General features: G+C 44.0%; 24 protein-coding genes. 4 read left to right on the forward strand and 20 right to left on the reverse strand.

All coding sequences use genetic code 11. From position 1 onward, the window contains the following. Positions 1-107 precede the first annotated feature (107 nt). Both ACPW7J_RS12575 and ACPW7J_RS12580 read right to left on the reverse strand, forming a co-directional pair. Positions 108-1,091, reverse strand: a complete 984-nt coding sequence (locus ACPW7J_RS12575) for a lysine exporter LysO family protein (RefSeq protein WP_424960197.1) — start codon at positions 1,089-1,091, stop codon at positions 108-110. Between the two features lie 13 nt (positions 1,092-1,104). Beyond that, a complete protein-coding gene (locus ACPW7J_RS12580) occupies positions 1,105-1,833 on the reverse strand; it encodes a hydrolase (RefSeq protein ID WP_424960198.1) in 729 nt (242 codons plus the stop codon). 162 nt (positions 1,834-1,995) lie between these two features. On the opposite strand from ACPW7J_RS12580, the gene ACPW7J_RS12585 reads away from it, so the two are divergent. Then, a complete protein-coding gene (locus ACPW7J_RS12585; RefSeq protein WP_161875155.1) occupies positions 1,996-2,253 on the forward strand; it encodes a TIGR03905 family TSCPD domain-containing protein in 258 nt (85 codons plus the stop codon). Positions 2,254-2,256: 3 nt separating this feature from the next. Then, positions 2,257-3,435 carry a cation diffusion facilitator family transporter gene (locus ACPW7J_RS12590; protein WP_424960199.1) on the forward strand — a complete coding sequence of 393 codons (1,179 nt, stop codon included), beginning with the start codon at positions 2,257-2,259 and terminating at the stop codon, positions 3,433-3,435. A 214-nt stretch (positions 3,436-3,649) separates the two neighbouring features. Here the strand turns inward: ACPW7J_RS12590 and ACPW7J_RS12595 are convergent, their stop codons facing one another. From ACPW7J_RS12595 to ACPW7J_RS12645, 11 genes are all read right to left on the reverse strand, one after another. Then, positions 3,650-4,060 carry a hypothetical protein gene (locus tag ACPW7J_RS12595; protein WP_424960200.1) on the reverse strand — a complete coding sequence of 137 codons (411 nt, stop codon included), beginning with the start codon at positions 4,058-4,060 and terminating at the stop codon, positions 3,650-3,652. A 16-nt stretch (positions 4,061-4,076) separates the two neighbouring features. Next, positions 4,077-5,237 (reverse strand): TIR domain-containing protein, encoded by a 1,161-nt coding sequence (locus tag ACPW7J_RS12600; RefSeq protein ID WP_424960201.1) that lies wholly within the window; start codon positions 5,235-5,237, stop codon positions 4,077-4,079. Positions 5,238-5,510: 273 nt separating this feature from the next. Continuing rightward, entirely contained in the window at positions 5,511-6,635 is a 1,125-nt protein-coding gene (locus ACPW7J_RS12605) for a DHHW family protein (protein ID WP_424960202.1), read from the reverse strand. Positions 6,636-6,644: 9 nt separating this feature from the next. Next, positions 6,645-8,060: an MBOAT family O-acyltransferase gene (locus tag ACPW7J_RS12610; protein ID WP_424960203.1), complete on the reverse strand. Its 1,416-nt coding sequence runs from the start codon at positions 8,058-8,060 to the stop codon at positions 6,645-6,647. A gap of 1 nt (position 8,061) precedes the next feature. Next, the gene (locus ACPW7J_RS12615) at positions 8,062-9,102 is read right to left on the reverse strand and encodes a transglutaminase domain-containing protein (RefSeq protein ID WP_424960204.1); all 1,041 of its coding nucleotides are present in this window, start codon (positions 9,100-9,102) and stop codon (positions 8,062-8,064) included. A 14-nt stretch (positions 9,103-9,116) separates the two neighbouring features. Beyond that, positions 9,117-9,611, reverse strand: a complete 495-nt coding sequence (locus tag ACPW7J_RS12620) for a DUF4358 domain-containing protein (RefSeq protein WP_424960205.1) — start codon at positions 9,609-9,611, stop codon at positions 9,117-9,119. Further along, on the reverse strand, positions 9,608-11,059 hold the full coding sequence (locus ACPW7J_RS12625) for a HAMP domain-containing sensor histidine kinase (RefSeq protein ID WP_424960206.1): 1,452 nt from the start codon (positions 11,057-11,059) through the stop codon (positions 9,608-9,610). Before ACPW7J_RS12625 ends, ACPW7J_RS12620 begins: the two co-directional genes overlap by 4 nt. Then, positions 11,052-11,750 (reverse strand): response regulator transcription factor, encoded by a 699-nt coding sequence (locus ACPW7J_RS12630; protein ID WP_161875146.1) that lies wholly within the window; start codon positions 11,748-11,750, stop codon positions 11,052-11,054. The genes ACPW7J_RS12625 and ACPW7J_RS12630 overlap by 8 nt, the downstream gene beginning before the upstream one ends. 150 nt (positions 11,751-11,900) lie before the next feature. Beyond that, positions 11,901-12,512, reverse strand: coding sequence for an ABC-2 transporter permease (locus ACPW7J_RS12635; RefSeq protein ID WP_424960207.1), 612 nt, complete (start codon positions 12,510-12,512; stop codon positions 11,901-11,903). Next, the gene (locus tag ACPW7J_RS12640; protein ID WP_424960208.1) at positions 12,512-13,369 is read right to left on the reverse strand and encodes an ABC transporter ATP-binding protein; all 858 of its coding nucleotides are present in this window, start codon (positions 13,367-13,369) and stop codon (positions 12,512-12,514) included. Before ACPW7J_RS12640 ends, ACPW7J_RS12635 begins: the two co-directional genes overlap by 1 nt. Before the next feature lie 3 nt (positions 13,370-13,372). Further along, positions 13,373-13,747 carry a GntR family transcriptional regulator gene (locus ACPW7J_RS12645; RefSeq protein WP_424960209.1) on the reverse strand — a complete coding sequence of 125 codons (375 nt, stop codon included), beginning with the start codon at positions 13,745-13,747 and terminating at the stop codon, positions 13,373-13,375. Positions 13,748-14,038: 291 nt separating this feature from the next. On the opposite strand from ACPW7J_RS12645, the gene ACPW7J_RS12650 reads away from it, so the two are divergent. Both ACPW7J_RS12650 and ACPW7J_RS12655 read left to right on the forward strand, forming a co-directional pair. After that, complete coding sequence (locus tag ACPW7J_RS12650; protein WP_161875142.1) at positions 14,039-14,644, forward strand: lactate utilization protein; 606 nt, start codon at positions 14,039-14,041, stop codon at positions 14,642-14,644. Position 14,645: 1 nt separating this feature from the next. Beyond that, positions 14,646-15,134 carry a GNAT family N-acetyltransferase gene (locus tag ACPW7J_RS12655; RefSeq protein ID WP_424960210.1) on the forward strand — a complete coding sequence of 163 codons (489 nt, stop codon included), beginning with the start codon at positions 14,646-14,648 and terminating at the stop codon, positions 15,132-15,134. A 372-nt stretch (positions 15,135-15,506) separates the two neighbouring features. Here the strand turns inward: ACPW7J_RS12655 and ACPW7J_RS12660 are convergent, their stop codons facing one another. The 7 genes from ACPW7J_RS12660 to thiM all read right to left on the reverse strand — a co-directional run bounded on the left by ACPW7J_RS12660 (position 15,507) and on the right by thiM (position 26,184). After that, positions 15,507-16,712, reverse strand: a complete 1,206-nt coding sequence (locus tag ACPW7J_RS12660) for an MFS transporter (RefSeq protein WP_424960211.1) — start codon at positions 16,710-16,712, stop codon at positions 15,507-15,509. A gap of 26 nt (positions 16,713-16,738) precedes the next feature. Continuing rightward, a complete protein-coding gene (locus ACPW7J_RS12665; protein ID WP_424960212.1) occupies positions 16,739-18,055 on the reverse strand; it encodes an ABC transporter substrate-binding protein in 1,317 nt (438 codons plus the stop codon). A 9-nt stretch (positions 18,056-18,064) separates the two neighbouring features. Continuing rightward, positions 18,065-20,170 carry an ATP-binding protein gene (locus ACPW7J_RS12670; protein ID WP_424960213.1) on the reverse strand — a complete coding sequence of 702 codons (2,106 nt, stop codon included), beginning with the start codon at positions 20,168-20,170 and terminating at the stop codon, positions 18,065-18,067. Between the two features lie 321 nt (positions 20,171-20,491). Next, positions 20,492-23,122 carry a pyruvate, phosphate dikinase gene (ppdK, locus tag ACPW7J_RS12675; RefSeq protein ID WP_424960214.1) on the reverse strand — a complete coding sequence of 877 codons (2,631 nt, stop codon included), beginning with the start codon at positions 23,120-23,122 and terminating at the stop codon, positions 20,492-20,494. A gap of 182 nt (positions 23,123-23,304) precedes the next feature. After that, the gene (thiD, locus tag ACPW7J_RS12680) at positions 23,305-24,729 is read right to left on the reverse strand and encodes a bifunctional hydroxymethylpyrimidine kinase/phosphomethylpyrimidine kinase (RefSeq protein WP_424960215.1); all 1,425 of its coding nucleotides are present in this window, start codon (positions 24,727-24,729) and stop codon (positions 23,305-23,307) included. Further along, positions 24,729-25,373, reverse strand: coding sequence for a thiamine phosphate synthase (thiE, locus tag ACPW7J_RS12685; protein WP_424960216.1), 645 nt, complete (start codon positions 25,371-25,373; stop codon positions 24,729-24,731). The genes thiD and thiE overlap by 1 nt, the downstream gene beginning before the upstream one ends. Further along, a complete protein-coding gene (thiM, locus tag ACPW7J_RS12690) occupies positions 25,360-26,184 on the reverse strand; it encodes a hydroxyethylthiazole kinase (protein ID WP_424960217.1) in 825 nt (274 codons plus the stop codon). Before thiM ends, thiE begins: the two co-directional genes overlap by 14 nt. Positions 26,185-26,187: the final 3 nt, after the last annotated feature.

The following is a 26,187-nucleotide window of genomic DNA, read 5'->3' on the forward strand; positions in this document are numbered from 1 at the left end:
TTTTTTCTGTACTCTAGCGAGCACATGTATTATGATACCACCCGACAACATACTTGTCAACAACTTTTTTTAAAAAGTTAAGGCCTGCGAAAAAACAACAATTTGCTTCAGCCTACAATCAGCGGGAGAAGAATCGGAACAGAAGCAGTATGTACTAGTCCGCAAATGAATGAGTACACCGTCACATCGCTACGTGTCGATCTTTCAACAATAGGAAGACACACACCCATTGCTGTAGCGCCGCAAAGACCAATAGCCTCCATATATCCTACCTTTTTCGCAACAATTGGTACTAGCAGCAGCGAAAAATATTCTCGCATAATACAGTGCATAAAAGAAATCGCACCACACTTTGCAAGACCTGCCTCCAAAATAATATTAGGCGCCAAAGAATACCAGCCAAATCCAGCAGAAATTGCCAAAGCCTCCTGCATTGTTATTTCAAGCATAAAACAGCAGATAACTGCTGCAAATGCCGCGCCCGCTATAATGAAAAATGGAAAAATTAAAATTCTTGGTCCTACTTTCCTGACATTTGCAAGCACCGTACCTTCTCTGCCCATATTATATCCAATGATAAACAGCAACAGAAATAGTCCTAAATTTACCAGGTCGCTGGCAAGATTATTGAATACCACAAGATTTGCAGAAAAAACCTTCGGAACTAAAAAGTACCCGCTCAGCATTCCAAGTGTAACCGACAGGATAATTATTACCGCCATTTTCTTTTGACTGCCAGATGAAACCTCCTCGTCAGGGGACGGCGAAATCATCTCCCGATCCTCTGCAACAGTTTCTTTCATCCGCGCCTTTCGATCAAGACCGATGCATCTTCTTGCAACACTGGCAAACCCCGCGGAAAAAAGCATAATAATCAATGTCATGCCTGCTGAAATCAACCCAATGCTGCGTAAATTTCCTGTTACTTCAGGATTTGCTCCCATGCGGGTTCCCATAGTATATAAAAGTATGACAATAGCCGTCGTCTGTACACGAGACGCCCAAATATTCAGCTTTGAAGCTTTGCAGATTTTATTGCCGAACAGATATCCGAGCACGATCATTACTGTGTAGAGAATTAAATCCTTCATTGACAAATTTTCCTTAAAGTAATTCTAGCATACTAAGCATTCTCGGATCGTCCTCTGTAGGACTTCCTACTTCTTCAGCCGCCTGCCGATAGGATTCCATCATCCCTCCAAAGATCTCGGCTGTTGACGGTGGGGTATAGCTAATTGTATTCGCGCCCGCCTGAATCGTTTCCATAATAGATTCGTCCGTAGGACCGCCGGTAGCGATAATTGGAACTTTCGGAAAGTCTGCTCGAATATGCTTTACCACCTGCGGCGTACGTGCGGCAGCTGATACATTGAGAATGGAAACACCAGCCTTGATTCTGGCGTCAATGTCTTCATTATCTGTCACCACGGTAGCTATTACCGGAATATCGATGACTTTCTTAATCAAAATAATATTTTCATTACTCATAGGAGAATTAACGACTACGCCAAAAGCTCCCTGTGCCTCAGCATCCTTTGCCATGAGAGCAGCTCGGAATCCCTTTGTTGTACCGCCTCCCACTCCAACTAACACCGGGATAGATGACGCACTGATAATCGTCTGCGAAATGATCTGCTGCGGAGTAAACGGATATACTGCTAAAACAGCGTCCGCATTGCAGTTCCTAATAATTGCTATATCTGTGGAAAATAAAACGGATTTCATACGCCGCCCCATAACAACAATTCCTTTAGCTTGCCAGATCACCTCAGGAATCTGAAGACTTTTCGCTCGTAGTGTACCGCTAATTCTTGGAATTTCTCTATTTCCCATGTAATCCTCCCATATATATCGTTTAATCTCTCCAAAATACTGATAAGACATTATACACCGCGTCAAGGTAAAATTCAATAAAAATCAGTTTATCTCATCCATATTTTATGTTATACTGGTTTTTATACGAGTTCAAATATCGTATGAGAAAGGAGTCAAAAAATGGTATACAGATACAAAACCAGCGGCACCTGTTCTGCATTCATCGATGTAGAAGTAGAAGGCAACGTTGTAAAGAATGCCGTATTTCACGGCGGCTGCAGCGGTAATTTACAAGGCTTAAGCATCTTAGTCAGCGGTATGACTTACGAAGAACTAAAGGAAAAATTGTCCGGTATTCGCTGTGGGTTCAAAAGCACCTCCTGCCCGGATCAGTTGGTAAAGGCGGTGGAGGCAGCCATGGCAGAAGCCAAACAGTAACCCATGAACGAATTTCTCTGCAAAACTTTTGTCAAAAACCATGATAAGGTAACGGACACCAAAGTTCGGCAAAGCTACGGCAAGTTTGCCGGCATTGTAGGTATTCTTTCCAATGTACTGCTATGCGCCGCTAAAATCTTAACGGGTATTATCGCAGGCAGCATCGCCATCATAGCAGACGGTATCAACAATCTTGCTGACGCATCTTCTTCTTTGATTACCTTAGTAGGATTTAAATTAGCTTCCTTACCTGAAGATGAAGATCATCCGTACGGTCATGCCAGATACGAATACATCACAGGAATGATTGTTTCCATTCTGATTATTGTAGTAGGCGGTGAACTTTTAAAATCTTCCGTTGATAAGATTTTACACCCATCGCCGCTGGAATTCAGCTGGGCAGTCTGCGGTATTCTCGCTTTGGCTATTGTAGTAAAGATATGGCAATCCCGGTTTAACATCTTTGTTGGCAAGAAAATCGATTCTCTGACCCTGGCCGCTACCGGAGCAGACAGCCGTAACGATGTAATCGCTACCTCTGTAGTTCTGATCAGCATCCTGATCGGACACTTTTTCGACCTGCAGATTGATGGATACATGGGTGTGTTGGTTGCCCTTTTCATCATTTGGTCTGGCATCTGCCTGGTTCGTGAAACCATGAGCCCTCTGTTAGGCGAAGCCCCTGATCCTGCTTTAGTAAAACAAATCAGTCATATGGCTTTAGAACCTGACGGAGTTCTGGGCATTCATGATCTAGTAGTACATAACTATGGCCCAGGCAAAATCTTTGCTTCTATTCACATTGAAGTAGATGCAGACGGTGATCTGATGGAAAGTCATGATCTAGTAGATAATATTGAAATGGATATTGCTAAGCATTTAGGAATTGAAATCACAGCTCACTTAGATCCGATCAAAATACACGATCCGTTAATCCAAAAGCTGCGCAGCATCACCGAGCAGACTACTACAACGCTCTCTGGCGTTTATCACGTTCACGATCTGCGTCTGGTATCTGGACCTACGCATACCAACGTCATCTTCGATGTTGTGGTAGAGCCGGGCTGCGAGCTATCAAACAAAGAAATCCATCGCGCCTTTACACAGGCGGTTCGAGCCGAGTACCCTAACTTTTTTGTAGTAATCAACTTTGATAAACCGTATTTTAAACCACAACAATAACGTGGAAAGGGACGACCAAAAAAAGATATGTACCCTGCTTTCTGGTACTTTACCGGGGAGCATCCATTTTGTTTTGCGCTGGAGTCTCTGGCCAGACTCCTTGCCGATATGATTCGATACACTTTAATTTGAACACAAAACTATAGCGCATATATCAAAAAAGGAAGTCCCTTTTTACGCATAAAGTATCATAGCCGCGTAGGATCAAATCGTACTACCATCTGCTAAGCCAATTTGTCAATTGCGCCCCTATATCACCGATTACTATCTTATCATTACCTCCGGGAACTTTAATAAACATGATCTTAGTATCTTTTTGATGTTTTGAAGCATATTTCGTATTTGGCGGAATTACAAATAATGTATTTTCTTTAAAATGAAATTCCTTTTCTTCTTCAATGAGGAATATTTTGCTTTCGCCCGACAAGATAAAGTTATATTCTATATTACTCATATGATAATGTGGAATGTCAGCCTTGAAGTGTTTATAATGACTGATACCTATTTCCACACCATCTGTACTTATCCAGTCCATCTCCTGTTTTTTTTCTAAATTTCCGCACAAATACACTCTGTCATTTGTTTTTAAAAAAGCCTCTAAATCGGATGCTGATATATATTTCATATAGCATAGCCCCTTTTTATATTTTATCCTTCCATTCCTTATCCCATTGCTCTAATTCCTGTAATGTCGGTGCAAAACACAACGATGTATCGTTCTTAATCTCATCAAAATTTCTGACAAAGAAATCATAATTTTCCTCATCTTCAGCTTTCCAAATGATGAAACTTCTTCTTTCATCCTCATTTCTTATTTTCGCAGAATAAAGATCGATCTTCACATGACTATACTTTTTGTCATACTCACCTAAAAACTCTACATTAAATATAGCAAATGGTATTCCAATTTTAATTGCCCAAACAAAGAATCTTTTAGTTTTTCCTATATAAGCCTTTTTATAGATCGAATCCTCCTTCAAGTTTTGGAATATCCTGCTCCAGGCACTATAAACTGTACCTGCCGAATTTCCCATTCTTTGATTGGCAATCTTAGTTGTAAGATCGAAGAAATTTGCTTCTGTAGGTGCAGTCAATATTAAATCAAATCCAGCCTCTGTTTCTTCTAAAATCTTCATAAGATTATATGATAAAGTTCCGCTTATTTCTCGATGCCTAAGATCAGCCGCTTCTTCTGGATTAATCATCAAATTTCCAGCAAAATTCATAACTCTTATATTGCTAATATATTTATATTTTCCATCTTTTATATGTAGTCGTTGTTCGGAAGTAAAATTTTCATGTATATACTTCCTTGATTTTAATAATACATTCTTTTCTAACAACTGACCTCGACTGGCTCTGCACTTTTCACCTAAGCCTTCAACCCAATCCCGAAGTTTGTCTTCGATGCTTCCTTTTTTTCTCTCATCATGATCGATTCTAGTAACTCCATCAAAGTCTGATATTCGCTTTACATTTCCTACGCGATAAAGTACAGTTCCATTCTGTCCTAATTTACCGTAAAAAATTCCTGCTTCCACAAGAACGTTATCTCGCGGTACATATGTCGACTCTTTCCCTTCATCTCTTTCTAAATGAATCTTATCATCGGCACTCAGAATAAACACTCCACCATCACATTCTTCAGCCTGTCTCAATAATTCTTCCAACGTATAGTGGCTTGTCCGAAAAGCCTCCCACCAACAAACAACTTCCAAATCCATCTCTAAATTTTCCAAACATGTTCTTACAAATCTTGCAATATTCTTCGCATCTTCTGAACTGCCAATAAAAATCTTCATATTTATACCTCCTACTGTTATAAAAAATTAGATATGATCAACTATTTAAATACATGCTCCTTAAATTGATAAATCAAATAAAATTGTCATTATACAATTATAATATGTAAAATATTGAACAATATTATCTAGGTCAATTTGCCCTAGATCTTTATTTTTATATTTATTAATTTTAATATTATCATAAATTTTGTATTAAATCAACACCTTTTGATTTTTAAATAAGTTTAATTATTTATATTTATTTATATTTTAGAATTAAAAAGGAACATCCTACGACAGGATGCTCCCCTCATTTTTTAATACCACTAAATTTTTATCGTTTATTAAGTTCTTCATGCTGTACAGCACCAACACATCCGTAATCTGATTTTCCTCTATATACGCGTCCAAATTACCGCTAAAGTATCTTAAATCCACCAGACACACCCGATCATAAGCCTCCATCGCATACGGCGCGAAACAATTGGCAAAAGAATCCTTCACGATCAAAAGATTCCGCCTCCGGCTTTTTCCCGCCTCAATTTCCGTTCGTCCATAGTTACCGCCCAAAAATACAGCATACTTGTCCTTCTTGTCCAAAAATTGATCCTGATATACACTCCCGATCTCCTTTCCGTCTGCTGTAACCCGACTGTCTCCCAGGCCATAACCTTCTACCACATCAGCCGCGCTGCCCCACAAGACTTTAGAAAATAGGCTTCCATGAAAGTCTTTTGACAAAACGCGTCTGTTCGACGATAATTTCACGTCAGGATTCCACGAGGTGAAAGCCAGTTCCGCCCCCTTCGTAGTCCAATGATGATCTGTCCGGTAATATAACTGTTCTCCCTTTTTTACCTCATCGGCAAAGATGCCGTATAAATCTATCCATCCGCAGTTTTTCAGCGTCTGTTTAGATTTGGAAACGAAAGTCGATTCATCAAAAACTGTGGCTTTATCCGGAAGCTTATCTTTCATAATGGCCCCGGTAGTAGGAACAATCATAACAGACATCTGTATATCCTTTGGCAATCGTTCACGAAACGCAGTGATCGCAGAGAGATTCTTTTCAAACTGCTCCCGATTCATCATCTCAGGCGTCAGCTTCTCAATCAAGTATCCGTCCTTGCCGATATAAACGCCGTTCAAATCCCTGCCTCCGGTAGCCAGACGCAAACCAGTTCGAAGCGTGATCCATCGATCTCTAAGAGGGAATTGATCATCCTGCCACCTTTGAAAATCCTCCGTATAATCTCCAGTCAGAACAGAAGACGCGGATAATGCAGGAAGCTGCTGCAGAACCCTGTTCTCATTGGGGGAAAACTCCCTGTCAGACTGAACCAGACCCCATATGCTGAAAAACAATAAAAATCCGGCAAATAAAGTAATGATGATATAATTGTCAATCTTCTTCATGCCAGCCTCCTAAAACCTGAAATACAGAAACGGATTATATGTATCACTGACCAGACAAGCTGTTGATAGAATCAGCGCTAATAGATAAAAGATGTTTCGCAGAGCCAGACAAATCGCGGGATAATGCTTTAACGCCGCAAACCCCCGACGGATACCCTTTGACGGAAGATCCGTAGATCCCAACGCCATAATGAGTAGCGGAATCGTCCAAGTCATAAGCAGATAGCCCGTCCGCGAATCAAAGCCTCCTGCCGTTCCAGTTAAGGCTTTGATGTAAGACATAAACATGCCGCCGTCATCTAATGCAAAGATTACCCAGCCCAAAACAATAAGCAGCAGCGCGTAAAAATGCTGCAGCCAGAGTGGTAGGCGCATCAAAAGATCCTGCAAGAAAACCTTTTCCAAAATTAACAGCGCAGCAAAGTACAGTCCCCACCACAGAAAATTCCAGCTGGCGCCATGCCAAAATCCGGTCAAAGCCCAAACGATCAAAATATTTATTATTTGCCGGCTTGTGCCGTGTCGGTTACCGCCTAAGGGGATATAGACATACTCCTTAAACCAGGTTGACAGAGAAATATGCCACCGCCTCCAAAAATCTGTAATACTGCGTGCCATATAAGGATAACGAAAGTTTTCATCGAAGGTAAATCCCAGCATTCGGCCCAATCCAATCGCCATATCGGAATAACCGGAAAAATCGAAATATATCTGAAAAGTAAATGCCGCCGCTCCTAACCAGGCAGTAGCTGCCGGTAACTGTCCCAAATCCATCGCACTGATTTCTTCCCACAGTATTCCCGCTTGGTTGGCAAGAAGAACCTTCTTTCCCAGTCCTATAATAAACCTACGGATTCCCTCCGCCGCTCCTTCCACATCCACTCTGCGATTGTTCAGCTGTTCTTCAATGGTGACATAGCGAACGATCGGTCCGGCGATCAGCTGTGGAAATAGTGTGATGTATACCGCAAATCGAAGAAGATTTTTCTGCGCGCGCGTCTTACGCCTATATACATCTATCACATAACTCATCGCCTGAAAGGTGTAGAAAGAAATACCAATCGGCAAAGCAACCTGTAAAATCGGGATTCCTGCTTTCAGCCATGTATTGAAATTTTCGGACAAAAATGCCGCGTATTTAAACCATCCAAGAAGCAGTAAATTGCCCGCAACGCATAAAGCAAGCATAAGCCTTGCAGGCTTATGCTTGCGATTCACATTTTGTTTTTCAATCCAAAGACCGCAAAGATAATTAAAACCGATAGATCCCATCATAACGATAATATATTCGGGTTCACCCCAACCGTAAAACAACAGGCTGGCCGCTAAAAGTAAAGCATTTCTCCAGGATGCCGGACACAAGTAATACAAACCCATGACCAAAGGCAGAAAGGTGAACAAAAAAACCGTACTGCTGAAAACCATCTTACTCTACCTTAACTTCTCCGCTGCCCCCGCCGGTATCACTCCCCGTAAGTCCCAGCTTATCCATTGCCTTCTGCAGCCTTTTCTGAATATCCGGATCTAAACTGCCTTCCATGTCATTATATTGTTCCTGACAAACGTTATAGAGAGTTTTACCCCCAATCATCTGCGCCGATCCAACATAGACGTCCTTGCCTTCCATAGAAAAGGCTGAAATAATATAATTCAGCGCCGCCGCGGTGAAATCCTTCGTATCCTTCATGGTAAAGAACACCTGGCTGTTGCCTTCGTCGAGCTGCTCCTGCAAATACTTTGGAAGATCGTAAACGTCTTTCACTTCCCCCGCGTGATTAAATATGTAGCAGTATTTCGTACCGTCCGCCGCCGGAATCACATCATGATCCCATGGATAACTTCCATCATCCTTAACGCTGTCAGGTACATTAAAGTAAGCATATGTAGGAGTACCATTGCTGCTGCCGTCAAAAGTCGCATCACAGTGATACCACTCATCGTCCAGCTTAACTACATTCCACGCATGCTCACCTTCCTCTGTAGAATGTATAATCTGGTTTTCTATTCCCAGAATATCCAGAAACAATTTCATTGTCGTCGTGTTGCCTACACAAATGGCCTGATGATATTTGAACACGCCATATGGCAAATGCGCATACTGATCGCCTGATGATATTGGCGCTAAATTCTGATTACTGTAAGACGTATAATCGATCAGCCAATCATAAATAGCTTTTTCCTTTTCATAATCACTCATGCCATCCTTAATATTTTCTTTGATGACCTTCTTGGCCATTTTCAGTACATACTTATCTTCTTCACTCAATCCATCTTCATTTCCGCTTTTATAAGCCTCAACGACCTTACTGTCATCATAAATCTCATGGATATCTCCATTAGAAGCAGTATACTGCTTTACCAGCTCTGCCACGTTCTGATTCTGTATGCAGATAGCGACAATGCCGATGACCAGCGCAACCTGCATAGCTATCACCGCACCAATAACAATTTTCTGTTTCTTTTCCATAAAACAACTCTCCTTTAACCCAATACTTCTTTTATTGCTATTTCTATTTCATCAGCCTGATCAGAAATGATCAGGAAGACATACTGTTTCATAACCACGACCCTGGCGTTTTCTATTTTATTTGCTTCTTCCGGCATGTAGCTCTGAAAGTCATGAAGACGCTGCTGTCTACGAGCCTCCAAATATTTCTTTATCTCACCTACGTCGCCGCTTTCCTTTGCGCAGATTAAAGATATCTCGTCCGCCGCGCTTCCGCTGCCGCTATATACGATGACGCCGTCCGCCGCCTTGTCCATAGAAAAATTATATAACCGTTCAAAGTTATCCCCATAAGTTTCCTCTCCGTAGGCTACCGTAGTATCTAACTCTGTATCCTCTCCTACCTTTTCCAATGCAGCCTCCGCGGCTTTACGGCACAATCCCTCAGCATTTTCATCTCCGCCGCATCCGACCGCAAAAATCAGTAGCAATAGAACGGCTAAAGAAACTGTCATTATCTTTTTCCTCATATTTTATTCTCCTCTCCCTCTGCAACTATTCCATCCTTTTCTGCATCCTCCGATATTTCTATACCGGGAAAACTGATTTTAACACAAAAAGACTCATCTGTTTCATCATAAGAAAAGCTGCCCCCTAAATCACTGCAAATCTTCAGACAGGTTTTTAATCCGATCCTGGTACTTTCTACCTTCTTCCTTTCCGCAGGAATCCGATTTACTAATTCCAAACAGATATCCTTCTCTTTTAACTCCGCCGCAACCACCACAGCCTCGCTTTTATCCGCATACTTCATAATATTTGAAAAAACATTGTCGAAAAGCCTCTTCAAGCTGATCAAATCCGTCTCAACGTTGATATCCGGCAAGGTATAGCGGAAATCTACCATATAGCCATAGTTAATCAGTTCCGCGCAATGCTCTGCCAACAACTGTTGAAACAAGATATTGGCGTCAAACATTTCCATATTTCTGTCGCTGTCTTTATTACCGAAAACAAGAAAATACTGAAATAATTTGTCAGAAAGGTCTTTCAACTGAAACGCCTTTTCCCGACAGGAGGACACATATCTGTCCAGCTGCTCCTGATTCTCATATTTCTTTCCTTCTATGATGTCCAAATATCCAATCATAGAAGTGAGCGGTGTTCTAATATCGTGGGACATCGCTGTAATCAGCTGCGTATTGGCCTCCCAGGCCTCTTTCTCATTACGATGTTTTTCCATAATAGAAGTTCGCATATTATCTACGCCGGTAGCCAATATGCCGATCTCATCGTTACGCCGGGCGAATATCTCGTGGTCCAGATTGCCGTCGCTAACTCGTTTTACTTCAGAAGCCAAGAAAATTAATCGCTTTAATAATCGTCCGTTATATAAAAGCAGCGTCACAATAAAGGTTAAAAAACATAGAACAAGGGACACATAACCCATAGTTCTCTGCACCTTCTGCTCCCCATAAACAGAAATAGCTGTGTAGTATTCATTATCAGCGAATTTTATAATCCTCTGTTCCACCGTCTCCTCAAAATCCTGGTCGATTCTGCTCATACGTCCGCCAAGCGCTTCATTGGTCATGCCGTTGATAAACTGCGCGGCATCCAGTTCCTCTTTGGTGATGCTTTCTTCCCCTTCAGAACCCCACCATCCGCTTTCAAAAATACTGGAATAATTGTCCCATATATAGATGTACGTTTCCTCCTGCTGTTTCGCCCAATTGTTAAGAGCCTCCGTATCTGTTGCCTCTACACCATACTTTTCAATATATTCCTGCAGGCTGTCAAACGCTTCTCCAACATTTTTTTCAATCGCCTCGTCACTGAGATATCTGATTTCACAGATGTAATTTGTAACCCAGGTGCAGAGAATATATACACTCGCGGCCAATGCCAAACCCACGATAATAGCCAAAATCATCTTCAAATTCAGGGATACAAATCTTTGTCTGTATTGCTTATTCAACCCGGTACCCCTTCCCCCACACGGTCTTAATCAGCTTTGGATTGTTAGCGTCCTCCTCCAGCTTTTTCCGCAAATTGAGAACATGCACCATAATTGTATTCCCTGCTGACGGCAGATATTTCTCGTTCCAGACTCCCTCATAAAGCGACTTATTCTCTACAATCTCTCCACGATGCTCCATGAAATACTGTAAAATATCATACTCCTTATCCGTCAGTGGAATCCTCTTATCTCCCTTTATGGCCGAACGAGTTTTAGCGTCAATAGAAATTACACCGCCAATTGTCGGCACAGCCTTCGGTACAGCTTTCCCCTGATACTCTGTGTACCTCCTCAGCTGAGACTTAACCTTCATCAAAAGTTCCGTCTGAGAAAAAGGCTTCACCAGATAATCATCGCCGCCTTCCGTATATGCGTCCACCTTGTCCTGCTCTTGACTCTTTGCCGTGAGGAACAACACCGGAACCTTTGACTTCTCTCTGATTCTGGCGCATACTTCAACACCTGACATACCAGGCATCATAATGTCCAGAATTACCAGATCAATGTCCTTGTCATCGTGAATGATCTCCAGCGCGGCAGTTCCATCCTCAGCCTGGCTGACTATATAGCCTTCGCTTCCTAAAAGGACAGACAAAACCTCTCTGATATTGGGATCATCGTCAACGATCAATATTTTACTTTGATTCATACGAATTCCTTTCTACCCTTCTGCAAGTAACATTTTACTTCTTTCGTATCAAAAAATATATAGTAATTCGCAGAATTAAGAATTTTTAAGATTTATTTCTGATCCTGTAATAAAAAAAGACCCCCGAAGGGATCTTTCTTTGCCGCGTCATTACACACGCCGCGCCGTATAGAATTTAATCGAAAGCCGGACGGACGCCACTTGCGCGATCACAGCAGCGCAGACGCCGGCAATAACATAAACCGTCGGTCGCAAATTCCAAATGGCCAGATCAAATTCAATGGAAGAAACCACTGCCAGCGCACATACGATGGTGATAATAAGGTAAACCATCCGCCCCTTTTCGGCGCCCAGCTTGAACAATATAGGCAGGTTGACTGCCATGAGCAGCAACGCGCAGCATGCATAAAGTAGCACCAGCACCAACTGTTCCTGCAGGGATGACGTACTGTCCATGCCGGTCATATTATAAACAAGCGCGGATACCGTTTGGATCACTCCAATGACCAGAATTGCGAAATATCCGGTCACATATTTGGACAGTACCAAATCCGATCTGCGATAAGGCATCATCTCTGCCAGATAATCCCATTTAGACTGTTCATCATAAGACAACGCCGTAATAGGCAGCATTGAGGCGTACATGATTGCAATTCCTTGTGTAAATCCATTTCTTGCAATGGCAAACACTATTACAATCAACAGAAATACCTTTGTTTCTCGTAAAAGCACATAAAAATCCTTTGTCAATAAGCCCTTCATTATCTCTCCTCCCCTTTCACATAAAAAAGCATGATATCCTCGATCGTAGCCCGTTCTATATCAAAGGCCTGACTCACCATATCTCTGCGTACTAAACAATTAACGCCATAATCGGTACTTCTTTTGCTGCAAACGGCCTCCTGCGGAATATCTTCAAATTCCTTCTGTCCGCAGGAAATCAACCCGTACTTTTCCATCAGCTGATCCTTCTCCTCACAGAACACGATGCGTCCTTTGTGAATAAAAGCAATGTAATCGCACAATTTTTCCAAATCGCTGAGAATATGAGATGAGATCAAAATCGAATGATCCGGTTCCCGGGTAAAATCATTAAATATATCCAAAATTTCATCTCTGATAATAGGATCAAGACCGCTGGTAGCCTCATCCAGAATCAACAATTTCGGATCATGAGACAATGCCACCGCAATAGAAAGCTTCATCCTCATCCCCCTGGAATACTCTTTGAAGGGCTGTTTTTCCGGCAGATCAAATTTATTCACATATTTACGAAAGGTTTGAGAACTCCAATTATCATATACTGCCGCCATCATCTTATCTACGATTTGCGTATTAATTACAGCTGGAAAATACGCCTCATCCATAACAACCCCTATGTCATTTTTAATCTGCTGAAATGACTTATCCTGATTATCCGCTCCTAGAACACGGATTGTTCCGCCATCCCTTTTTAAGCTGTTCATAATCAAACGTATTGTGGTGCTTTTCCCCGCGCCATTCTCTCCAATCAATCCAAGGACACATCCCATCGGCAGATCAAAACTAATATCCTGCAAATTAAATTTTTTAAAATTTTTACTTACATTTCTGACTTCTATCGCATTATGCTCACTCATCTTCTATTCCTCCTCTGCCATCAAACGAAGCATCTCCGTCAATGCGTCATAATCCATATCCAAGCTACTTGCCAGCTCCAAAATTTCTTCCAGCAATTCTTCCAGCCGTCTCAAATGGTTTTCTCTGATCAGCTGGGTATTTTTCTCCGCCACAAAGCAGCCTTTACCTGCCACTGTATAGATAAACCCCTCCTGCTCCAATTCATCATACGCTCTTTTCGTAGTAATAACGCTGATTTTCAGATCCTTAGCCAATCCCCGAATAGATGGAAGCGCATCCCCCTCTTTCAACGCTCCGGAGATAATGTGATTCTTAAGCTGCGTGTAAATCTGCTCGTAAATAGGCTGATTGTTTGCATTTCTAATTATAATATCCAAATTTCCAGGCCTCTTTTCCTTCGGATTTTCTTTTTAACAGTTACCGTGCACATCTGTATATATACAGTATATACAGATGTAACAGTTTGTCAAGAGGTTTTCTTGTTTTTTCTACAATGAAATTGATTATCACACGCGGAAGCTAAATTGCCCTTTCCCTTCTTCTATGGTATAATGAACGCAAATGATTGAAACGGCGTTGCCGCAAGGAAGCGTTCATTGAATCATGACCTGCGATTCTATATTCAGAGGAATCGTCATGGTATAATAATAAAATCAGCGGAGGAATGCATGGATTTAAAAAAGACGGTAAAGTCATTACAGGAAAACGGCTATCAGGTTTCAGTTTTCCCCGATAAAGCGGCCGCGTGCTGTTATCTTAATCAGCAGATCGACCATACATCAGTGGGCTTCGGCGGTTCTGTGACATTGCAGGAATTAGGACTGTTTTCACAGCTGTCCGCCCATAATCAGGTTTATTGGCACTGGAACACTCCCGAAGGACAAAACACTGATGAAATCAGATTATGTGCTTCCACAGCAAAAATCTATCTTTCATCAGTCAATGCAATCAGTGAAAATGGTGAAATCATCAATATCGACGGACATGGCAACAGATTGTCATCTACCCTCTACGGACATGAAAAGATCTATTTTATCGCAGGGATTAATAAGGTAGCTCCTGACCTGATTTCAGCCATAGAAAGAGCACGAAACATCGCTGCTCCTCTCAACGCAAAACGACTGAACCGTAAAACGCCATGCGCTGTACAAGGAGATAAATGCTTTAATTGCAAAAGTAAGGATCGCATTTGCAACGCCATGGTCATTCACTACCGTAAACTGACCAGCTGCGCTATGGAAATTATTTTAATAGAAGAAAATCTGGGGTACTAAAATGAATCTGCACATTAGAAAAGCTCAATTACAAGATATGGACCGAGTATACGAAATTGAACGGGAAAGCTTTCCACCGGAAGAAGCTGCTTCAAAAGAGAAGTATGCCTGGAGACAGGCAAATTACCCTGAACTATTTCTCATTGCTGAAGATGACAACGGTCATATCTGTGGTGTGAACTGCATGATCTCTATGGACGCAGAACGTATCTGCGACGATGTATTTGAAACGAAAAAAATGCCAGAAGGTTCAACCTGTGCTATTCTCAGTGTTATGACAGAGGAGTCGTCCCGCCGCAAAGGTATTGCCGCCCTCCTGCTGGAAGCAGGCATTCAAACAGCTCGTCAGCAAAACATGGGTACAATCGTCCTGACCTGCAAGGATCACCTGGTTCATTACTATAGCCGCTTCGGCTTTGAAAAAGCAGGGATTTCTCAATCCGTCCACGGCGGTGCGATCTGGTATGACATGATACAGAAACTAAAATAGCCCACGAAAGGGCTATTTCGGTTTGCAAGGATTGCTTCATCTATGCAAAATAAACGCTGCCGCGCAGCTTTTATTCATTTTTATTCTTATTATTGCGTTTCCTCTGCAAAAAACGCAGACATCTATACTTTTTTTAATTCAATGCTGCGTATCGGATGAATGTATGGTCAATAATCGAAGACTTTCGCGCAACATCTATTCTAAAAATAGTCAACTTCTGCGCACAGAACCCTATACGCGCAATTTTTTAAGAAAATCATGTAGAAACCTGCGTTTTTCACCACGCTTACGCAACTTACTCAAAAAAACAATAAAAATTCTGCGCGTAACACATCAGCAGCTCTAAAATATCCCACATAAGTGTTCCTACAACTACTTTGCCTTAGTCCTATCTACACTTGCAATAATAATTACAGCCCCTAACGCAGTCGCTGCTGTCGCCACCAACGTTAACATCTTAGCTCCGCTAATATCCAGAATAACCCCGCCGATCAGACTGGAAACCATACTGGTAACAGTAACCATTGTGGTAAAGAAAGCTTGTCCCTTTACCGCTTCCCCTCTGCTCATAATCTCATTGATAAAGTTCACCATTGCCGGAAGAAATAGTCCAAAAGACACCAATTGGAACAGCTGAGCGATATAAACCATAGCAACATTCGTCGCAATATAACACATAGCGATTTTAACAGTAAACCCTACAGCCGCAACCTTCAACAAAAACTCACAGGTAAACCGTTTTCTCAACAGATCAAAGCCTACCATTGCCGGAATTTCCAGAAATGCCATTACTGACAAAATACGACCCATATCCTCACTGTCTCCACCTACATCATTGACAATCTGTATCATATAATTGTTCAGCACCTGATTGCTGAAATAGAGCCCGATCACACCAACATTGACGAATACAAAGATCTTGTTCCGCAGAACAAAGTCTTTCAGATTTATTTCCGGTTCATCCAAGCTATCACTGTTCTCTTGACGCAAATCTATTTGCCGATTTTCAGCCTTAGCCTTGTCATAATGCCGCTTCGTTACAATAAGACTGATCAGCATCATAAGAAGAACAGCCTCACCGCTTATCGTTAAAGCCTCTACCCCGCATCGCTCAACTAGAGTTCCCATTACCGCCATCAAAGCGGAATAACAAAGCGAACCGATACTTCTCGCTACGCCAAAGCTGACATGGTATCCGCTCTCACACAATTTGAAGCTAAGAGAATTGAGTAAAGGCTGCAATATTGTATGCCATGCTAACAGCAGAATAAAGATCACTGTCAACGCCAGACTCTTTCGCTGTATGATGCAAAGGCCTACTGTCATAGCCATCATCATAACCGTCATCAACTGCGTGATACCAATAAGAGAAATTTTTTTACTCCGGTCTGCAAAATCTGCCATAAGTGGTTGCATAATTACAGCTACAATATTCCCAACAGCCAGCACGATACCAATTTCCGAGTTAGAATAGCCTCTTGCTAACAAAAAAACTGATGCGAAGCTGCCTACAACGCCATAAAACATCCAAAACGCACCCTGAATACACGCATATTCAAAATTAAGTAGCTTTCCCATACTTATTCCTCCCTTACAGAACCCTTTTATTTCTTCAAAGACGCTTCCTGCAGCTTATCAAACTCTGCCATACATTCGTCGACGGTCGCGCCATTTAACAGCTTACGTACAATCAGGCAAGTGTTGCCCCACTGCTCCACCTTCATGCCAGCATTAGAGCCCAACACAAAAACATTTTCCTCAATACGGTCGTTGAGCGGCTTCAGTTCAGGAGCACACGTGGCCTTAATATTTTTAGACGGGGAAATCACCTGGTTAATCTCTGTATACAGCTGCAACGCCTCATCGGAAAGAATCACGTCTAAAAGCTTTATGGTATCTTCCTGATGCGCCGCGTTTACACCGACGCCATAGCCTGTCATCGGCATCACCGGCATCTGCCCGCGATTACTCGGAAAACCAATCACAGTCATGTTAAAGTCCGTTTTTCCATATGCCGTCTCTGTATTTGCCGCGCCCCAGTACGCCATAACAATAGGCGTTTTCTGCGCTAAAAAATCCTCCCGTTCCCCTTCTATAGCTTCGCTCACATACGCCTTCTTTGCATCGATATAGCCCAGATCTATCATTTTTTTCAGAAATTCAAAGCCAGGGCGCATGTAATCGCTGTATTTGCGTTCCCCGCTGTTCAGCGCCGCAATTTCCGCTTCTGTATTCCCACCGTTATACAAATCCGCATACGCCTGTGCAAATACAAAGGTTTCCAGCCACCAGCGGTTTGCACCCACCGGCGTTTCAATGCCACTTTTCTTAAATACTCTGCAGCATTCCAAAAATTCCTCTGGCGTTTCTGGCAGCTTCAGCTTATAGCGCTTAAACATATCCTGATTGAGAAACAGACCATAAGCGACCACTTCCTGCGGAATCGCAACCAGTTTCCCATTCACTGTATTGGCAGTCCGCACCACGTCGCGCAGATTCTTTGCTGCTTCCAGCCCTGACAAATCTACAAGCTTCCCTTCTTCTCCCAGAGTCTGAATTGTATCCGGATTCAACAGGTACAAATCGTCCATATCATTACGGGCTCTGGCAAGGGCCACATCGTCATAAGTTTTATCCTGATAATTCTCTGCTGTATAAGTGATATAGTTTACTGTTACACCAAGTCTTTCCTCTGCCATGTGGAGCGTTTTTTCCGCGGCGCTTCTCGCCACATTTTCCGCATTAGGCGCCGTCTTTTCCATAGGGCTGTACAAATTCACGACACGATCATTATTCTCGTTCGATTCTATCAAATTTACATCCGAATCTTCGTCTCCGCAAGCTACAGCAGCAAAGACCATACTCGCCGCCAGGCATACGGAAATGCACATTCTTGCAAATTGCTTTCGTTTCATTTTCATGATTCTTTCTTACCCCTCAGTATTTTTATCAGTACCCTTCCTCACATATTGACGAACTACCCTTTTCAAAAGGTCTATATCAATCGGCTTTGTAAGATGACTGCTCATTCCCGCCTGCAGCGCCTCTTTCTCATCCTCCACAAAAGCATTTGCTGTCATAGCGATAATCGGAATCTCCCGCGCGTCATTACGCGGCAGCGCCCGAATCGCTTTCGTTGCCTCATAACCGTTCATCACCGGCATCTGCACATCCATGAGAATCGCGTCAAATTCACCTTCCCGCGATGTCTCAAAGCGCTCCAAAACCAACCTGCCGTTTTCAACAATTTCACAAGCCGCACCCTCTATATTCAAAATCTCAAACAAAATTTCCGCATTAATCTCATTGTCTTCAGCAGCAAGAAAATGCAATCCCTGTAAGCTATAAATTTCTTCAGATTCCGCAAACTCAGCGCCTTGTATCACAGTCTCCTGTGTTTCCGATACACGAAGCGTCATTTCCACCCTGAACAAACTGCCCTTATCAGGTTCGCTGAACACTTCGATGGTTCCGTCCATGAGCTCTACCAGATTTTTAGTAATCGCCATACCGAGTCCAGTGCCCTGAATTTTATTGGTCGTACTGTTTTCAGCTCTTGTAAATACATCAAAAATCGTCTGCAGGTAATCCTGCGACATGCCGTAACCGTCGTCCTCCACTTCGATACGAATCCGTTCAAATTGACAATCCTGCTGCTCCAGTCCGGATATTCGCAGCCAGATATGTCCACCCTCCGGCGTATACTTAACCGCATTGGATAAAAGATTCATCAGAATCTGATTGATTCTCGTCTCATCACCGATAAGACAGGTATGTTCAATCCCACTAATTTCCATGCGGAAGTCCTGCGCTTTCGCCATGGCCATCGGACGGATCATCGCATCTACAGACGCAATCAAATTCTGCACCGTAAATACATCCTCCGTCAGCGCCAACTTTCCGCTTTCAATCTTAGAAACCTCCAGAATATCATTGATAATACCCAACAAATACTGACCAGAAGCCTTAATTTTTGCTGTGTATTCCTGCACTTTATCCGGATTTTCCACTTCCTTTTCCAACAGCGTAGTAAATCCAAGCACCGCATTCATCGGCGTACGGATATCGTGGGACATATTGGAAAGAAATACGGTCTTAGCGTTGCTGGCAAGCTCTGCCGCGTGAATCGCCTTCATCAGCTGTTGATTATGCCGTTCTCTTTCCTTCTCGCGTTCCCTTAAATTCTTCTTTTGCTGTCTTTGATTCAAATAATATAACGTACAGCAGATGAAAAAGGCAATCAGCATCACCATTACCACGATGAAAATATTATAATTTACTGTCCGTCCCTCCTGCTGAACGGCCTCTGTCGGCACGTAGCCGATCAAGCAGATTGTACCATCGTTTATCATCCAGATAAAATTCAACGCGTTTTTGCCCTGAATATCATGATAAAACATCATATTCTTTTTTTGCTGTACGCACCTTTTGATTTCGTCTCGAAGGGTCTCTTTCTCAATCTCATTGGCCCTGTAAAAATCCTCCAGGTTCAAATGTCCCGCGTTTCGTTCTCCCATCCCCTTCGGCTTCAATACAAACCGCTCAGTTTTTGCATCCATGATATAGAACATGGCCTGTTTGTTATAAAATCCGTCCGGCAAAGATTTGTCAAGAGAATCATAGGTATACTCCGCATAAAGCATACCTATTTCTCTGCCGTCCTTTACTATAGGGCATTTCATCGTATATGCCCATGCTCCCATATAATTTATGTAAGAATGCGATACCGCAATCCCGTCTGCGATTTCGCGGGAAGAAAAGATCATACCTTCCTCGGAAAACACTTCTCCGGTACTGGAAACGCCTTCTGTCTCTCCCACATGAATCAAAGAAAGCTTCACTATGGTCTCACTTTTGCGGTAGGTCCGAATATAGTTTTCCGGATTTTCTGCCACAGCAATTTCCCGCGCCATTAGTTTCTGAAACTCCGCTTCCTTATTCCAGATGGACTCTATGGTACACTTGATCAAATCCAGACTCTCGTTCAAATTCCGCGTTGCCGCCGCAGACATCTCTTTCGATATCTTCCAAGACACCGAAAAAACAACACCTCCCAATATACAAAAAACAAGTATCATGGGAAGCAGCAAAGACATTTTTTTCTCTGTTCTATTGTTCGCTTTCTTTTCCTTCATTCCAATTAGTTAACTATTTATTATTTCTCAGTTCTGCATACTATTTTCTCTGGTTTCATTATAAACATATTTCGCGCGGTTCGCAATAACAATATTCCGAATGTACATATGCTGACACTGCTCTTTATGTCATTCATACTGCCAGAAACCTCGGCAGCAAAAAAAGAAACAATCCCCTGATCAATGCAAGGGACTGCCTCCTTTTGGTATTATATTTATGCGTTATTTCTCTGTCGTCTCTTTAATCGCCGCCTGCGCCGCCGCAATTCTTGCAATTGGAACGCGATACGGTGAACAGGACACGTAATCAAGTCCCGTTCTGTGGCAAAATTCAATGCTTCTTGGATCACCGCCATGCTCGCCGCAGATACCCAGCTTGATATTCGGACGGGTCTGTCTACCCTTTTCCACTGCCATCTGCACCAACAAGCCTACGCCGTCCTGATCGATGGTCTGGAATGGGTCATCAGATAAAATGCCTTTATCCACATATTCTTTAATCAGTTTTCCTGTATCGTCACGGGAGAAACCAAAGGTCATCTGGGTCAAGTCGTTGGTACCGAAGGAGAAGAATTCTGCTTCCTCTGCTATCTCATCTGCCGTCAAAGCAGCCCTAGGTACTTCAATCATGGTACCGATATGATACTTCATCTGGCTTCCCGCTTCCGCCTTGCACGCGTCTGCGGTTTTTACAACGGTTGCTTTTACATCGGCGATTTCAGCCTTGCTGCCCACCAGCGGAATCATGATTTCGGGCACGATATCCACGCCTTTTTCCGCAGCAACTTCAATTGCCGCTTCCATAATAGCGCGGGTCTGCATTTCCGCGATTTCCGGATAGGTCACAGCAAGTCTGCAGCCGCGGTGTCCCAGCATCGGATTGAACTCATGGAGTTCAGCAGCTGTCTGCGCCAGTTTTTCATACGGAATACCGGTATGGGCTGCAAGCGCTCTGGTGTCTTCCTCGGTCTGCGGCAGGAATTCGTGAAGCGGCGGATCGAGCAGACGAATGGTCACCGGTTTATCTTCCATGACCTCGTACATACCCTTAAAGTCGGATTTCTGGAATGGAAGCAGCTTCGCCAGCGCCGTTCTTCTCTCCTCCTCTGTCTCAGCCAAAATCATCTGGCGGATGGCAGGAATTCGTTCTTCCTCAAAAAACATGTGCTCTGTTCTGCAAAGACCGATTCCCTCCGCGCCAAACGCCAGCGCCTGCGCCGCGTCCTTCGGATTGTCCGCGTTGGTACGTACTTTCAGCTTACGGATTTCGTCCGCCCAGTTCATAACAGTTCCAAAATCTCCGGAAAGCTCCGGCTGAACGGTTCCAATCTGTCCTCTATATACCGTACCGGCAGAACCGTTAAGGGAGATATAATCCCCTTCCTCAAGTCGGTCGTCTTTAATTGTCAGCGTTTTGCCTGCTTCGTCTACAATAATTTCTGAGCAGCCTGCCACGCAGCACTTGCCCATACCTCTTGCTACAACTGCCGCATGACTGGTCATTCCGCCTCTGGCTGTCAAAATACCTTCAGCCGCAACCATACCGGCGAGATCCTCCGGCGAAGTTTCCTGCCTTACCAGTATCGCCTTTTCGCCTGCTGCAACTGCTGCCTCCGCGTCAACTGCCGTAAAATAGATTCTGCCTGTGGCAGCGCCTGGTGATGCCGGAAGTCCTTTCGCAAGCACCTCTGCATTTTTCTCCGCCTTTGCGTCAAAGGTCGGGTGCAGCAACTGATCAATCTGTGCAGGATCGATACGTTCTACAGCAGTTTCCTTGGTAATCAGACCCTCCGCTACCATATCTACCGCAACCTTAATAGCAGAAACTGCCGTCCGTTTTGCCGCTCTGGTCTGCAGCATGAAAAGCTTCCCTCTCTCTACGGTAAACTCCATGTCCTGCATATCTTTATAGTGTTTTTCCAAAATTTCCGCGATGCGGGCAAAATCTTTGTATACTTCAGGGAAAGCTTCCGCCATTTCCGCAATCGGCTTCGGCGTACGGATTCCCGCGACAACGTCTTCACCCTGGGCGTTCACCAAAAATTCTCCGTAAAGCTGATTATTTCCGGTCGCCGGATCTCTGGTAAAGGCAACGCCCGTTCCGGAAGTATCTCCCATGTTGCCGAATACCATAGACTGCACGTTGACCGCTGTACCCAGCTTGTCGGAAATCCGATTCAGCTTTCTGTAAAGGATGGCTCTGTCGTTATTCCAGGAGCGGAACACCGCCTTGATGGCTTCCATCAGCTGCTCTTTCGGCTCCTGCGGAAAATCTCTGCCTACGGCTTTTTTCACCAATGCCTTATAGCCTGAAATAACTTCCTTCAGATCATCCGTAGTCAGATCTACGTCAAATTCTGCGCCGGTCTTCTCTTTTTGACCATCAAAAATAATGTCGAATTCGCTTTTCGGAATCTCCAGCACCACGTCTCCGAACATCTGAATAAAACGACGATAGCTGTCGTAAGCAAAACGATCGTTTTCTGTCAGTCTCGCCAGGCTTTCTACTGTTTCGTCATTGAGCCCCAAATTCAAGATGGTATCCATCATGCCGGGCATGGAGAATACAGAGCCGGATCGTACAGAAACCAGCAGCGGATTTTCTTTGTCTCCGAATTTCTTCTCTGTTACCGCTTCCAGCTCCGCCAGTTTCTCATAAATCTCGGCGATAATATCTTCGCCGATCATACGGCCTTCTTCATAGTACCGGGTGCAGGCTTCTGTCGTTACCGTAAAACCGTAAGGAACCGGCAGGCCAATTCTGGTCATCTCTGCCAAATTTGCGCCTTTACCTCCCAGAAGGCTCCGCATGTCCTTAGATCCTTCACTGAATGAATAAACAAATTTTCCCATATGTTTTCCTTTCCCGCGTACTGTCTCCTACCTCTCCCTGACGCTTTATCATTTATATTTGCCTACATTCTAATCTCAGCATATGATAAAAACAAGGGATTCATGAGAAGTCCTTAGAAAAGAAAGAATTTTTAATATATACTTAAAAAATGAAACCGAGACTATGCAGTAAACATTACCCCTCATCTAATCCCAAACCCGTGATCCAGCGGTCCACTGCCTTCTCCCAGATCCAACATCGCCGATAATACCTCGGAAATGTACTCCTTGGCGCCATTAATCGCTTCCGCTAAGGAATATCCCTTCGCCAATCTTGCAGCGATAGCGCTGGATAACGTACAACCGGTGCCATGGGTATTTTTATTATCAATGCGAGCGCCTCTAAACCACCGCAGCTCCCGGCCGTCATACAGAAGATCATCTGCATCATGCACCTGATGTCCTCCCTTAACCAGAACACAGCAGCCATACCGCTGCCAGATGATTTTTGCTGCCGTTTCCATATCCCCGGCGTCACAAATATCTATTTTCGCCAACACTGCCGCTTCCGGAATATTCGGCGTAACTACCGCGGCCATAGGAAGCAACTCCCGGCAAAGGGTTTCCGCCGCGTGATCTGCAAGGAGCTTCGCCCCGCTGGTAGATACCATAACCGGATCTACCACAATATTAGACGCGTGATAAAATCGAAGCCGTTCCCCAATCGTTTCTATCAGCGCGGGAGAAGATACCATGCCGATCTTTACCGCGTCTGGCCTAATATCCGTAAACACCGCGTCGATCTGCTTCGCCAGAAAATCAGGCGTCACATCCATAATACCCGAAATCCCCTTTGTATTCTGAGCCGTCAAAGCAGTAATGGCGCTCATCGCATATACACCGTTTGCCAGCATAGTCTTAATGTCAGCCTGTATACCTGCCCCGCCGCTGCAGTCACTACCGGCAATCGTCAAAGTCGTATGCCGTCCCAGAGAAAAATCCCGCAAATCTCGCACATAGATATCTGAAAGCCGCTGGATCTCCTCCTGATCCTTTTCACTGACTGCATCGTAGACCCCCACCGTGCGAAGTCCCGCCGCGCCAGCAGTTTTGATCGAGTAAAGACCGTCTTCAAAGAGCCAGGTCTCCGCAGGAGAAGTTCCCAAGACCCGCATAGCCTCATAAAAAATTACAGGCTCCGATTTGCTCGCGCCCACTTCTCCGCAGGTTAAAATCGTATCGAAATAATCTGTGTATCCCAGTCGATCAAAAGCAGCCAAAATGCAGTATCTTTCTGTCGATGTCGCGATAGCCATAGGAACGCCGGCCGCCTTCAGCTCCTCCAACAATTCCCGCGCTCCTGGCTTAAAATCAGCTTCTTCAAAATAATAGTTTTCTACTACCCCATTGATGCCCCGTCTGATCTCATCCACAGACTGGGACAGTCCATAGCGCTCCTTCAGGTATACCGCTCCCATTTGTACAGTCATTGCAAAGAGCTTATCGCCTAAATTCGGTTCTGCCTCAATACCCAGAGATGCCAGATAGGTAGCGCCCGAATCAGTCCACACATGCATCGTATCCAGCAAAGTACCGTCTACATCGAAAATCACGCCTTTTATGTTCATTACTTTTCTACCATTTCCTTTGTTACTTCTTTTAGAACCTGTGCGGCATTTTGAATATCGTCCGCGCCAAAAATCGCGCTGATTACCGCAATCCCGGAAAGCCCGTTTCCGGCCAGAATCGGCACATTGTCTATAGTTATGCCGCCGATGGCAACTGCAGGAATGTTCACAGCCCGGCAGATATCGCGAACCGTCTGATGCTCTACCTCCGCCGCATCATCCTTAGAACTTGTCACAAAAACTGCACCGATTCCCAGATAATCCGCTCCCTTTTCCTGTGCAGCCAGGGCCTGTTCTACAGTCTGTGTTGAAACACCCAGAATCTTATCCGGTCCAATCATAGAACGTACATCGCCTGCCTCCATATCACCCTGCCCCACATGGACACCGTCAGCATCAATCTCCACAGCCAGCTTCACATTATCATTGATAACAAAAGGCACCCCGTAACCGCGGCAAAGCTTCTGTATCTCTCGCGCTTCTTCAAGAAAAGCCGTTTCGTCCAGGTCCTTCTCCCTTAGCTGAACAAAGGTAACCCCTCCCTTCAGCGCCTTTTCAACCTGATCATAAAGCCGTTCATCCTCCTTGAGCCAATGCCTGTCCGTAACCGCATACAGCAGAAGGTCCTTCTCATCTAATCTCATATTTTGCTCCTTTCGACAGAATATCTCCGTCCATATTGTATATCGCGTCAATGATGCGGTTTCGATAAGTTGTATTGCCTTCTCCTTCTCTCATACGGCTCCAACCAATTTCTCCCGCCAACCCCATTGCACACACAGAAGCCGCGGCAGCTTCTAACGGCGTCTTGCGATTTGCAGCTACAAAAGCACACATCATAGCTGAAAGTTGACACCCCGTTCCGGTAATTCTCCCCATCTCCGGCCGGCCGTTTCTAATCACATAGCATTGCTCGCCATCCGAAACCAGATCAATAGCCCCAGTGATAGCGATAATGCTGCCAGTCTCCCTTGCAAAAACCTTAACAAAGTCTGTCGCGCCGTCTAAGGTTTCTTCCGTTACCACGTCGCTGATGTCTGCGTCCACCCCTTTGGTGGTGCTGCTCCCCGTAGCTAAGGTCTTTATTTCTGAAATATTTCCCCGTATTACGTCAAAATGGATTCTGTCCATCAAATCCCTCGCTGTCCGGGTGCGCAATGTGCTGGCGCCTGCGCCTACAGGATCCAGCAGCAAAGCATGTTCCAATGCCTGCGCCTTCTCTCCGGCTGCCATCATGGCCGGAATTGTTCTCTGATTCAACGTCCCAATATTGATATTCAGGCCGCTGCAAATCGCTGTAATCTCCTCAGCATCCTCAGGATCGTCCGCCATGATCGGACTGGCTCCGCAAGCCAGCAGCATGTTAGCCACATCGTTAACTGTTACATAATTTGTAATATTGTGGATTAACGGACCCTGTTCCCGCAAATGATCAAAACAAGTCTTCATCAGCATAAG

The organism is Ihubacter sp. rT4E-8 (genome assembly GCF_049852125.1).
Lineage (GTDB): Bacteria > Bacillota > Clostridia > Peptostreptococcales > Anaerovoracaceae > Senimuribacter.